This window comes from Flavobacterium sp. LK-23 (genome assembly GCF_058135255.1).
Genome location: NZ_JBYUVT010000001.1, coordinates 742,728 through 754,961, shown reverse-complemented (window position 1 = coordinate 754,961; position 12,234 = coordinate 742,728). Strand labels below are relative to the sequence as shown.

Annotated in this window: 13 protein-coding genes; 8 read left to right on the top strand and 5 right to left on the bottom strand. The window is 30.6% G+C overall.

What is annotated here, in order from left to right:
- Positions 1-3: 3 nt before the first annotated feature.
- Positions 4-780 (bottom strand): 2OG-Fe(II) oxygenase, encoded by a 777-nt coding sequence (locus AC3Y25_RS03290; RefSeq protein WP_489901721.1) that lies wholly within the window; start codon positions 778-780, stop codon positions 4-6.
- A 134-nt stretch (positions 781-914) separates the two neighbouring features.
- Between AC3Y25_RS03290 and AC3Y25_RS03285 the strand changes: the two genes are divergently transcribed.
- From AC3Y25_RS03285 to AC3Y25_RS03270, 4 genes are read left to right on the top strand one after another with little or no spacing between them, the layout of a single operon-like run.
- Positions 915-2,003, top strand: coding sequence for a DUF1972 domain-containing protein (locus AC3Y25_RS03285; protein WP_489901720.1), 1,089 nt, complete (start codon positions 915-917; stop codon positions 2,001-2,003).
- Positions 1,984-3,285, top strand: coding sequence for an O-antigen ligase family protein (locus AC3Y25_RS03280; RefSeq protein WP_489901719.1), 1,302 nt, complete (start codon positions 1,984-1,986; stop codon positions 3,283-3,285). Before AC3Y25_RS03285 ends, AC3Y25_RS03280 begins: the two co-directional genes overlap by 20 nt.
- Complete coding sequence (locus AC3Y25_RS03275) at positions 3,282-4,265, top strand: UDP-glucuronic acid decarboxylase family protein (RefSeq protein ID WP_489901718.1); 984 nt, start codon at positions 3,282-3,284, stop codon at positions 4,263-4,265. Before AC3Y25_RS03280 ends, AC3Y25_RS03275 begins: the two co-directional genes overlap by 4 nt.
- 24 nt (positions 4,266-4,289) lie before the next feature.
- A complete protein-coding gene (locus tag AC3Y25_RS03270) occupies positions 4,290-5,057 on the top strand; it encodes a glycosyltransferase family 2 protein (protein ID WP_489901717.1) in 768 nt (255 codons plus the stop codon).
- Between the two features lie 35 nt (positions 5,058-5,092).
- Here AC3Y25_RS03270 and AC3Y25_RS03265 read toward each other — a convergent pair whose 3' ends face one another.
- Both AC3Y25_RS03265 and AC3Y25_RS03260 read right to left on the bottom strand, forming a co-directional pair.
- Positions 5,093-5,623 carry an ORF6N domain-containing protein gene (locus AC3Y25_RS03265; protein ID WP_489901716.1) on the bottom strand — a complete coding sequence of 177 codons (531 nt, stop codon included), beginning with the start codon at positions 5,621-5,623 and terminating at the stop codon, positions 5,093-5,095.
- A 45-nt stretch (positions 5,624-5,668) separates the two neighbouring features.
- Complete coding sequence (locus AC3Y25_RS03260) at positions 5,669-6,979, bottom strand: phenylacetate--CoA ligase family protein (RefSeq protein ID WP_489901715.1); 1,311 nt, start codon at positions 6,977-6,979, stop codon at positions 5,669-5,671.
- Positions 6,980-7,101: 122 nt separating this feature from the next.
- Here AC3Y25_RS03260 and purD point away from each other — a divergent pair, with 122 nt between their 5' ends.
- Positions 7,102-8,376, top strand: a complete 1,275-nt coding sequence (gene purD, locus AC3Y25_RS03255) for a phosphoribosylamine--glycine ligase (protein WP_489901714.1) — start codon at positions 7,102-7,104, stop codon at positions 8,374-8,376.
- 43 nt (positions 8,377-8,419) lie between these two features.
- Here purD and AC3Y25_RS03250 read toward each other — a convergent pair whose 3' ends face one another.
- On the bottom strand, positions 8,420-8,650 hold the full coding sequence (locus AC3Y25_RS03250) for a DUF6341 family protein (RefSeq protein WP_041519835.1): 231 nt from the start codon (positions 8,648-8,650) through the stop codon (positions 8,420-8,422).
- Between the two features lie 142 nt (positions 8,651-8,792).
- Here AC3Y25_RS03250 and AC3Y25_RS03245 point away from each other — a divergent pair, with 142 nt between their 5' ends.
- Positions 8,793-9,722, top strand: a complete 930-nt coding sequence (locus tag AC3Y25_RS03245) for a DUF6427 family protein (protein ID WP_489901713.1) — start codon at positions 8,793-8,795, stop codon at positions 9,720-9,722.
- On the opposite strand, the gene upp is transcribed toward AC3Y25_RS03245, so the two are convergent.
- Positions 9,717-10,370, bottom strand: coding sequence for a uracil phosphoribosyltransferase (gene upp / locus AC3Y25_RS03240; RefSeq protein ID WP_379795061.1), 654 nt, complete (start codon positions 10,368-10,370; stop codon positions 9,717-9,719). The two genes, AC3Y25_RS03245 and upp, sit on opposite strands and share 6 nt — an antisense overlap.
- Positions 10,371-10,480: 110 nt before the next feature.
- Here upp and AC3Y25_RS03235 point away from each other — a divergent pair, with 110 nt between their 5' ends.
- Positions 10,481-11,086: a DUF4254 domain-containing protein gene (locus AC3Y25_RS03235; RefSeq protein WP_250834620.1), complete on the top strand. Its 606-nt coding sequence runs from the start codon at positions 10,481-10,483 to the stop codon at positions 11,084-11,086.
- 43 nt (positions 11,087-11,129) lie between these two features.
- Positions 11,130-12,140 (top strand): glycosyltransferase family 9 protein, encoded by a 1,011-nt coding sequence (locus AC3Y25_RS03230; RefSeq protein ID WP_489901712.1) that lies wholly within the window; start codon positions 11,130-11,132, stop codon positions 12,138-12,140.
- Positions 12,141-12,234: the final 94 nt, after the last annotated feature.

Genomic DNA, 12,234 nt, shown 5'->3' with positions numbered 1-12,234 from the left:
TAATTACTGATTTTTAGCAGTATTGCTTCCAAACAGCTTATTTTTCGTTTGCACTAAAAAGTTATAATTTTTTGCAAATTGTTTTTTTAAAAAAGAAGCATCTTCTTTTGGAAACCAATCTGTTGTTCGCGGTTTTTCAATTTGTCTCTTATGAATTTGATAGGCGTACGTTGCGATTGATGTTCTATAACTTCCTTCTGGAAAATAAGTCATATCATATCCATGAAGTGTGTAAGGAGCACATTGTTGGATAATTAAGCGATTAAAAGGAACATCAAGTTCAGCTTCTTCTCGAGTTCTTAAATCACATATTTTTAAACCTCCTTTATATTCTGGTTTCCAATCTTTATTTAGATATAAAAGCAGATTCAATTCTCGGTACCAATCTTTGTTAATAGGATGATAATTAAAATCTAAATGCATATCTAAAAAACTATTTTTCTTGCCCTGATGTAATCCTCCACCGTGATTTTTCGGGTCAACAAAAATTGATTTTGATGTTATATAAGATATGATTTTATTGAATCTTTCAGATGAGAGGTCATCATATAGTTCATGAAGTTCAGGGCCTAATTCTCTATAATTTGATTTTTCAAATTTATTATTTGCAAAAGAATAATCGCGACTCTTGTTGTTGAGTTCAGGGATACTTTTATGAGCTTTAAGTAATTTTTCTTCTTCACAAAAGTTATCAATTATTAAATGCGGAAAAGGGTTTGCTGTTAAATACTTTAAGCGAAGATCATCTAAGTGGTTTTCGAGATATTCAAAATTTATCATAAATATTGCTATAAGCTGCTTTCAAACAAAAATAGGAATTTAATTATGTATTCATAATTTAAAATAGAATTTGTTATAACTAAATTTTAATTTTTAAAATCATTATTTTTGGCTTCTGATTGATAAAAAAATAGATGAAAATAGCCATTCTTGGTACTAGAGGAATCCCTAACAATTATGGCGGATTTGAGCAATTTGCAGAATGTTTTGCAGTGTATTTAGCGCAGCAAAAACATGAAGTTTATGTATATAATTCACATAATCATGTTTTTCAGGAAAAACAGTATAGGGGAGTACATATTATTCATCAATATGATCCCGAAGATAAAATGGGTTCTGCAGGACAATTTATTTATGATTTGAATTGTATTCTAGATTCAAGAAAAAGAAATTTTGACATTATCTTACAATTAGGATACACAAGCAGTTCTGTTTGGTCTTTTCTTTTCCCTAAAAAATCGATTATTATTACCAATATGGATGGATTGGAATGGAAGAGAACAAAATATTCTAAAACCACCCAAAAGTTTTTAAAATTTGCAGAACAAAAAGCAGTGAAAAGCAGCAATTATCTGATTGCCGATTCACTTGGAATTAAACAATATTTGCAAGAGAAATACAATGTAGAAGCAACTTACATTGCGTATGGAGCTGAGCCGTTCCTTAAACAAAATGAAGAATTACTTTCAATCTATAATGTAGAAAAAAACAACTACAACCTATTGATCGCTCGATTTGAACCGGAGAATAATATCGAAGTAATTTTAGACGGAATTGTCGATAGTAAAGATGATAAGGTTGTATTGGTTGTAGGAAATAATAATAATGGTTTTGGAAATCATCTTAAAAATAAATTTAGCAGTTATCAAAATATATGTTTTACAGGCGGAATTTATAATAAAGAGCATTTAGATAATTTGAGATATTTTTCTAACCTCTATTTTCATGGGCATTCAGTAGGAGGGACAAATCCATCTTTACTGGAAGCGATGGCGGCAAAAGGATTAATTGTAGCGCATAATAATGAGTTTAACCGTGCTATTTTACAAGAAAATGCATTTTACTTCTCAGATGCAGCAGATATTAAGCGTCTCATAGAAACGGTAAAAAGAAAAGATTATGACCAAATGGTTCAAGATAACTTCGATACTATAATTCAAGAATTTAATTGGAATAAAATAAATGAATCGTACCTCAGATTATTTGAAAAAAGTCTTCAGTAAAATTGATGAATTATGGCAGAATAAAACATTGCTCATTTTTCTTTTAGCCGTAATGTTGATAGCCCTTCCATTGAAACATTCAATAGGAAGTTTAACCTGTATTGTTTTTTTACTGGTTTCTTTAGTCAAATCAAAAAAAGCAAATTTTTCAATTCCGAAATTTTTACTATTTCCAATTCTATTGTATGGTTTAATGCTTTTATCACTTATCTGGACCATAGAAAGTAAGCAAACAATTAAGGGGTTACAAAAAGAAGTTTTATTTTTATTAATTCCTCTAGCATTTTGCAGCTTGCCAAAAATAAATCGAAATGATGTAAACAAGGTTTTCAGTTGGTATAGTTTTGCAATGGTAGGTTTTACGGTTTTCTATATTTTAAAGGCAATTGTAAGATTTATAAATTCAGGAAATAAAGAAGTCTTTTTCTACCATGAACTCGTTACTTTAGAATTGAATGCTATATATATGGCTGTCTTTGTTTCATTGGCCATGTTTTTTTTTCTAGCCAAAAAAGAAAAGTCAATTATCGATAAAATAGCATTTATAATCCTTATTGTTTTTATTTTTTTATTATCATCAAAGAATATCATTATAGTCGATTTAATAATGATAATAATATATTACTCGTTTTTTTCTGATGTTTCTAGAAAAACGAAGAAAGAGATATTGTTGGCAGTCATTATATTATCTGTAAGTTCTATACTTTTTATTAAACCCGTTAGAGATCGATTTATGATTGAATTTGAAACTGTATTTGTTGATGGATCTTTGAATGAAACTACAGGAAAAAATCAAGGGCCAATTTATAATATTAGTCTAAAACAAGCTTGGAACCAAGATCAATTTCAACAAAATGATTTTTTTCCAGGAACAGCTTTTCGACTTTTTCAAATTAGGATTTTTAAAGAAATGCTTGTGGAAGAGAATATCTTTTTCACAGGATTTGGATTAGATGCTTCTCAAAATAAAATAAAAGAAAAAGTAAAAGAACATAATTTATACCCCAATTATGGCGAGTTTAATTTCCATAATGAATATGTTCAAATATTTTCAGAATTAGGAATATTTGGATTTTTGACAGTCGTAATGATGTTGTTTACCACCATCAGAAAAGGAATAGCTACTAAAGATTTTGTACATATTGCTTTCGCAGTAACAATGATAGTCTTATTTTTGACCGAATCTTTTTTGAGTCGACAAAGAGGAATAATTTTCTTTATAATTTTTTACTGTATGCTTAATTTGGTAAACAATTGTAATGAACAGAAAATATTGAAATGAAAAGAATACTTATTACAGGAGCGGCAGGTTTTTTAGGATCGCATTTATGTGACCGATTTATCAAAGAAGGTTATTTTGTAATCGGAATGGATAATCTGATTACGGGAGATCTTAAAAATATTGAGCATTTATTCAAATTAGAAAACTTTGAATTTTATCATCATGATATTACTAAGTTTGTTCATGTTCCTGGAGATTTAGACTATATATTGCATTTTGCTTCGCCGGCAAGCCCAATTGATTATTTAAAAATTCCGATTCAGACTTTGAAAGTAGGATCTTTAGGAACGCATAATCTACTTGGATTGGCGAGAGTAAAAAAGGCTAGAATTTTGATTGCATCAACATCAGAAGTTTACGGAGATCCTTTAGTACATCCACAAACTGAGGAATATTATGGAAACGTAAATACAATTGGCCCACGTGGTGTTTATGATGAGGCAAAACGTTTTCAGGAATCTATAACAATGGCTTACCATACTTTTCATGGCGTAGAAACCAGAATCGTTCGTATTTTTAATACTTACGGTCCAAGAATGCGATTAAACGACGGACGTGTAATTCCTGCTTTTATCGGACAAGCACTCCGAGGAGAAGATTTAACTATTTTTGGTGATGGAATGCAGACTCGTTCTTTCTGCTACGTAGACGATCAGGTTGAAGGTATATTCAGATTATTACATTCAGATTATGTGTATCCTGTAAATATTGGAAACCCAGATGAGATTACGATTAAAGATTTTGCAGAAGAGATCATTAAACTAACAGGAACGGACCAAAAGGTAGTCTATCATCCATTGCCAGTAAACGATCCTTTACAGCGTCAGCCAGATACGACAAAAGCAAAAGAATTGTTAGGTTGGGAAGCAAAAGTAAGTCGTGCAGAAGGAATGAAGATTACTTACGATTATTTTAGATCGTTATCTCCAGAAGAACTTTCTAAAGAAGAACATAAAGACTTTTCAAGCTATATCAAATAATATTTTTAAAGAATACAAATTCTAATGAACGATTTAGTATCTATTTTAACTCCAACGTATAATACTGAAAAGTTCATTAGGTCAACAATAGAATCAGCTCAAAATCAAACCTATACTAATTGGGAAATGATTTTGGTTGATGATGCTTCTACAGATAATACAATTACTATAATTGAAGAATTTGTAAAAAAAGACAGTCGAATAAAGCTTTTCAAATTACCACAAAATCGCGGAAATGGTTTTGCCAGAAACGCCGCTTTAGAAAAATCCACAGGAAAATATATTACCTATTTAGACGCTGATGATTTATGGTTTCCTGAGAAATTAGAAAAACAAATTCAGTTTTTAAAAGCAAATAATTTACATTTTACTTTTAGCTTTTACGATTCTATTGATGAAGAAGGAAATGATTTGAATAGGAGAGTTGAATCCCCAAATCCGTTGACTTATAAACAATTGTTTTTCTGCAATTATGTAGGCAATCTAACAGCTATTTATGACTCGGATTATTTTGGGAAAATTATCTTGGAGACGTCGCAAAAAAGACAAGATTGGAGAATATGGCTTACAATTTTAAAACAAATTAAAATAGCAAAACCAGTTCCGGAACCATTAGCTTTTTACAGAATTAGAAAAGATTCTGTTTCCTCTTCAAAATTTAAATTGATCAAACATAATTTTGGAGTTTATAGAGAATTCCACAGATATAATTTTGTGTTTTCTGTTTTATTAATGATGAGGTTTTTGTTTACCCAATTGATAATCAAATCAAAGTATATAAAGAAGATTTAAAATCCTTCAAGGTCGCAATTTGCGATCTTAGAGAATTATTTTTTATATCCAATTTTCACTCTTTCAGACTCATTTTCTTTCTTTTCAGTCAATTCATCCAAATAAGAAAAAACCAACTCTATGTTTTTATCATGATTCTCTAATTTCTTCTGAATTTGAAGAATATCAACTTTAATTTCAGTTGTATCAAAAAGCATCTGTCTCACTTTCGTAAAAATCCTCATAATTTGAATATTGGTTTGAATTGCTTTGTCGCTTTTTAAGATACTTGAAAGCATTAAAATTCCATGTTCTGTAAAAACAAAAGGCAGATATTTTTGATATTTACCTCTTCCTTTCTCTAAGGTCACAAATTGTGACCTTAGAGAATCATATTCTATTTTAGTAAGTTCAAACATAAAATCTTCCGGGAATCGGGATAAATTTCTTTTAACAGATTGTTTTAGAACTTTAGTTTCTATTTCATAAAGCAAAGCCAAATCACGATCAAGCATCACTTTTTGACCACGGATAAAATATATTTTATTAGAAATTGTTTCTTCAGAAAGTAAAGATTGATCTTCCATAAGTTTTTAATTAAAAAAAAACAAATGTAAGATTTTATTTATTTTTTATAAATAAGATTTAAATTGTTTTAGTTTCCCGCTTTTACCTCTTTCGAGTTTTTCTTTTCGAATAAAAATGTATTGTAGATTAGGTTCCAAATGGTTAGAAAATTCTTTTTCTATGTTTTTAATTTCAGCAGAAGTTAGTGCTGTTTCGCTGGTATATTCTATTTCGAAAACATTGATCTGGGTTTGCTTAATTATAAATTCTTTTACATTTCCTTCATCTCCAAAAAGCTTTTTTGTAATCGAATAAAAAGTCATTCCGGGTGCTTTTTTACCGCTTGGTAAAATAGCAACATCATTGGTTCTGCCAATCAGCTTTTTTAATATAGGTTTTTTAGAAGTACTTTTTTCATCTAAAACTCCATAATCACCAACTTCATATCTGATAAAAGGATGTGCTTTATTGTCTAAACTAGTAACGACAATTTTTCCTTCTTCACCATGAGGAACAGGCTGATTATTTTCGTCTAAGATTTCAACAAAAAGAGTTTCAGAGTTTACCAGCCATTCTCCTTTAGGATTTTCGAAAGCAATAATACCTATTTCAGATGAGCCATATTCATTAACGATAGGAACGCCTAATTGTTTTTCTAGTAAGATTCTATCTTCTTCAAAAAGCATTTCAGACGTTACAACACAAACTTTTAAAGATGGGCAAACGTCAGCAAGTATTTTGTTTTTTTTCTGTAAAAATTTAGCAAGTAAAACAATATTACTTGTGTAGCCATTAATGTATTCGAACTTCTTTTTTTGAAATTGAGCTGTAATTTTTTCTAATCCATTATCAGATAGATCAAAGATGTTAAAACGGTATCGGCGACTCAAGAAATCTTTAAAACGCAGTTTTTTATTTGCTAAAAAATCTAAGGGCATTCCATAAAAACGTGCTTGAAAAGAAGAGTTAAAGTCTATTCCGTACCATGAAAAACGTCTTATATAATCGGCCCATGTAATGGCATGAGAAAATTTATCTTTTGCAAAAACCATTGGATCTCCGCTTGAACCAGAAGTTTTATTTAGAAAAACATTTTTTGAACTAAAGCCCCTTGATAATCGTTTATTTAAAGAAGTTTGTAGATTTCGCTTAGTCAAAATAGGTAAATCTGACCAATTTTGATAAGAATTTAAATGGGTCAATTCTTTGTAAAAAGTATTATTTTTTAAATGAAAATCAACAATTTCTTTTTTTCTTCTTTCTACAAAATCATAATAATCTTCGTTTGGAATGGCAATTATTGTATCCAATTCAACTTTAGCCTTCTCTATAGGAAAACCATTTAATTTTAGCGAAATATCAAAAAGGCGAATCATTTTTTAGAATAATTTTCGTCAAAAATAATGTTTCGGAATGATTCAACAACTTTTTAAAGATTTAATTATTTTTTACGTACAAAAGCAAGTATTTTTGCAGCACAACTAAATACAACTACACCATGACAATTTTACTATTGGGATCAGGCGGAAGAGAACATGCATTTGCGTGGAAAATGACTCAGAGTCCGCTTTGCGAAAAACTTTTTGTAGTACCTGGAAATGCAGGAACTGCTGCAATTGCTGAAAACGTTGCGATATCTCCAACTGATTTTGAAGCAGTAAAAGCATTAGTGCTTAAAGAAAATATAAGTTTAGTAGTCGTAGGACCAGAAGATCCGTTAGTAAAAGGAGTTTACGATTATTTTAAAAACGACGAAAGTTTAAAACATATTCCGGTTATTGGACCATCAAAATTGGGTGCTCAATTAGAAGGAAGTAAAGAATTTGCAAAAGAATTCTTGATGAAACACAACATTCCAACTGCAGCTTATGATAGTTTCACTGCTGAAACAGTTGAAAAAGGATGTGAGTTTTTAGAAACATTACAGCCGCCTTATGTTTTAAAAGCAGATGGATTAGCAGCTGGAAAAGGTGTTTTGATTATTCAAGATCTTGAAGAAGCAAAAACAGAATTGAGAAATATGTTGGTTCATGCAAAATTTGGAACAGCAAGTGCAAAAGTTGTTATCGAAGAATTCTTGGACGGAATCGAATTAAGCTGTTTCGTTTTAACTGACGGAAAAAGCTATAAAATTCTTCCAACGGCAAAAGACTACAAAAGAATTGGAGAAGGAGATACAGGTTTAAACACAGGCGGAATGGGAGCAGTTTCTCCAGTTCCTTATGTTGACGCTGTTTTAATGGAAAAAATTGAAACACGTATTGTAAAACCAACAATCGAAGGTTTCCAAAAAGACGGAATCGAATATAAAGGATTCGTATTTATTGGTTTGATTAATGTTAAAAACGAACCTATCGTTATTGAGTACAATGTTAGAATGGGAGATCCAGAAACTGAAGTTGTGGTTCCAAGATTAAAATCAGATTTAGTTGAATTGTTCTTATCTGTTGCAGATCAGAAATTAGGAGACTTTAATTTAGAAGTTGATCCAAGAAGTGCAACAACTGTAATGGTAGTCTCTGGCGGATATCCTGAAGAATTCGAAAAAGGAAAAGTAATTTCTGGTTTAGAAAATGTTACAGATTCTATAGTTTTTCACGCAGGAACAAAATTAGATGGAGAAAATGTCGTTACTAATGGAGGACGTGTAATTGCTGTAACTTCTTATGGAGATAATTTCCAGGAGGCCATAAAAAAATCTTACCAAAACATAGATAAACTAAGCTTTGATAAGATGTATTTTAGAAAAGATATCGGTTTTGATTTAATCTAAAAAATAAATTCACCAGCCCTTTTTAATTAAAGGGTTTGGTTTTTTATTTTAAAAATGAATGAGCCGTTGTATCTTGGTTTTCTGTTCCAGCGTCATCAAAAATACGTAATTGTTTAATCCAATAAACGATTGCGCATGCACAGATGATCATAAAAATCCAGTTAATAGTGTTTGCACCAAACCACGTAATTAATTCTAAATGACGTAAAAAGTCAAGAGGAGCAAACAAAATGTTAACAAATAGGTATTGAATTCCTTCAAAAAAAGCTGTCATAATTTTAAAAATTATATGTTATTTATTGTTGTGTAATGCCTTGAAGATAAAATTCGGTAAACCAAATCTTTTTTTCAACTTGTTAGGTTTTTCCTTTTAAACAAGTATTATCTTTACAATCACAAAAGTATAAAATATCCTTATGATAACAAGTGTTTTTAAAAAATCTACACCATTAAATTATTCATTGGTTGTAATTTTAATACTGGTTTTCTTTTTTATGTTCCAAATTAAAGACCCATCTTGGGTTACTTCTTATTTTTTGGCTTTTCAAAAAGTGAGTTTGTTGTGCTTTATTTTGGCTTCTTTTTTTATGATTAATTTTATCGTAAAAAAGAACGGACTTAGTAAAGACAACGGTTACGCGATACTTTTCTACTTGTTGTTTATTTTATTTTTTCCAACGATCTTTAATGATTCAAATGTTGTCTATGCCAATTTTTTCATTTTATTGGCGCTTCGAAGATTAGTTTCGCTGCAATCTCTAAAAGCATCAAAAGAAAAAATATTTGATGCTGCATTTTGGATTTTTGTAGCTTCTTTATTTCAATTTTGGAGTATTCTCTTTATAATATTGGTTTATATCTCTATTATTTTTCACGTTTCAAGAGATTATAGAAACTGGGTTTTGCCTTTTATAGCACTTTTGGCCGTAATAATTTTATTCTACATGACATCATTAATTTTGAATATTGATGCTTTAACTTTCATTCAAGAAAGAGCTGTAGTCGATTTTAGAATAGATTATTTTAAGAATAATTACGAAAACGCAGCACTTTCTATATACACAGCTGTAGCGCTATTTTTTGTTACTTCCATGCTAATGACGCTGTCAAACAGACCACAAATTGTACATTCTTCATACAAGAAAATTGTAGCTTGTTTTTTTATAGCAGTCTTTGTTTACATTATTTCGCCAAATAAAAGTAACGATTTATTATTGTTCAGTATTGCGCCATTAACAATAATGGCAGCAAGTCATGTCGAATATGTACAGCAGAAACTTAACAACGAAATTGTATATTATACCTTGATTGTGTGTAGTTTATTTACTTTTTTCTCTCAGTTATAATTTGCTTCCGTAAGCAAGATCGCCAGCGTCGCCAAGTCCTGGAACAATGTAGTTTTTTTCGTTTAGTTTTTCGTCTAAAGAAGCAACCCATAAGTGGCAGTTTTCTGGAAGATTTTTTTCTAGGTAAGCAATTCCTTCTGGAGCAGCAATAACAACAACAATATGTATTTCTGTTGGAGTTGCATTTTCTACTAATTTTTTATGAACAGCAACAATTGATTGTCCAGTTGCCAGCATTGGGTCAAGAAGCAGAACGGTCTTATTATTTAAATCTGAAATGGCTTGATATTCAACTCGAATTTCAAATTCATCATCATTATTTGGATGATATCTGCATGCAGAAACAAAGCTGTTTTCGGCATGATCAAAATAATTCAAAAAACCATTGTGAAGTGGTAATCCAGCTCTTAAAATTGGGCATAATACCAAATCGGCATCAATTTCTGTAGTGTTCTTAATTCCTAGAGGCGTCTGAATTTCAACTTTTTTATAAGGCAAAATTTTACTTAATTCATAAGCCATAATTTCCCCAATGCGTTCAATATTTCTACGAAAACGCATACTGTCGTTTTGAACATTTACATTTCGAATCTGACCTAAAAAATGATTTAACACACTGTTGTTCTCAGAGATATAATGGATTTTCATATTATTTTTTTAGAAGAGCAATTGTTTTTTAAGAATAATTGAAAAATTGCTGTTTTTTTTCAAAGTATAAAAGTATAAAAAGTATCTTTGTTTTATAAAAAAATAAAAACATGTTTTCAAAATTAGCATATTCTGTTTTCGAGCAAAGCATCAAAGATTATCACCAGTTTGATAATGTAGATCAGCCGATCAATAACCCTTATCCAAAAGATAAGTTCGAGCATTTGTTATATCTAAAAAACTGGATCGATACCGTTCAATGGCATTTTGAAGATATTATTCGTGATCCGCAGATTGATCCAGTTGCGGCATTAACTTTAAAAAGAAGAATTGATGCATCAAATCAGGAACGTACTGATATGGTGGAATATATAGATAGCTACTTTTTACAAAAGTACAGTGATGTTAAAGTAAAAGACGGAGCGAAAATCAATTCTGAAAGTCCAGCTTGGGCTTTTGACAGATTGTCTATTTTGGCTTTAAAAATTTATCATATGAATGAAGAAGCTAATCGTGCTGAAGCTTCTCAGGAACACAGAGATAAATGTCAGGAAAAATTAAATATTCTTTTAGAACAAAGAACAGATTTATCTACAGCAATTGAAGAATTATTGACAGATATCGAAAACGGAGATAAATTCATGAAAGTGTATAAACAAATGAAAATGTACAACGACGATGATTTGAACCCAGTTTTATATCAAAATAAAAAATAATAATTTGGCAGACTTGTCTAGCAAAATTAAGCATATAGCCGTCATGAGACTATCCGCAATGGGAGATGTCGCCATGACGGTTCCTGTTTTACGAGCTTTTGTAAAACAATATCCAACGGTAAAACTTACCGTTATTTCTCGCCCATTTTTTAAACCTTTTTTTGAAGGAATTCCTAATTTGGAGTTTTTTGCTTTTGATGAAAAAGAAAGGCATAAAGGTTTTCCAGGTCTTGTGCGCTTATATAAAGACGTAAAAAAACTGAAAATTGATGCTTTTGCAGATCTTCATAATGTTTTAAGATCTAAGATTGTGAGTTTGTTTTTCGCTTTAAGCGGAAAAAAAAGAGCAACCGTTGATAAAGGAAGAGAAGGAAAAAAAGAATTAATGAGAGCCGAAAACAAGATTTTCAAACAATTGCCAACCATGTTTGAAAGACATGCAAAAGTGTTTGAAGAGTTAGGTTTTCTTTTAGATTTATCGAAACCAGCATTTCCTGAAAAAGCAGTTTTAAGTTCTGATATTTTACAAATTATCGGAAATGAAAATCAAAAGCTTATTGGAATTGCGCCTTTTGCACAATATGATTCTAAAGTTTATCCTTTGGACTTAATGAAAGAGGTAATTGAAAAATTGGCTGAAAATCCATCATATAAAATTTTACTTTTTGGCGGAGGAAAAAAAGAAATCGAAATTTTAGATTCTCTTGCACAGCCATTCGAAAATGTAATTAATATGGCTGGGAAAATTAAATTTCAGCAGGAATTACAATTGATTAGCAATCTTGATGTCATGCTTTCCATGGACTCTGGAAATGCACATATCGCAGCGATGCTGGGTGTAAAAGTCATTACGCTTTGGGGCGCAACACATCCGTACGCAGGATTTTTGCCATTTAATCAAACTTTGGAAAATGCATTGACTTCAGACCGAAATCAATATCCAAAATTGCCAACTTCAGTTTATGGCAATAAAGTTGTTGAAGGATATGAGGACGCGATGAGGACAATTTTACCGCAACAGGTTGTTGACAAACTTACAGAACAGCTTTTATAAATATTTAGAAAAACAGGCTAAAACGATAGTTACTTGCAAGCTTCGGAGAAGCGAAATATTTATAGCAAAGAATAACGTCTACAATATTAAAGCT